1 protein-coding gene is annotated in these 210 nt (G+C 26.2%); it reads right to left on the minus strand.

Features of this window, described 5'->3' with window-relative positions; all coding sequences use genetic code 11:
- Positions 1–210: class I tRNA ligase family protein (locus BUE91_RS00460; RefSeq protein WP_143605887.1), on the minus strand; the 210-nt coding region annotated here is incomplete at both ends.

The raw sequence follows: 210 nt of genomic DNA on the forward strand, positions 1-210 counted from the left end.
CTTATGAATTTTTCAGAAAAGAATATATCTTGTCCCTGACTTGTATTATACATAAAACTAAATCTAACTGCATCTGATCCATATTTATCAAGAATCTCTAAAGTATTAGGAGCATTACCTAAAGACTTAGACATTTTTCTTCCTATTTCATCTCTTATTATTCCTGTAAAATATACTTCCTTAAATGGAATAGTATCTAAGAAATATAAA

The sequence above is a fragment of the Streptobacillus notomytis genome, from assembly GCF_001902585.1.
Classification (GTDB): Bacteria; Fusobacteriota; Fusobacteriia; order Fusobacteriales; family Leptotrichiaceae; genus Streptobacillus; species Streptobacillus notomytis.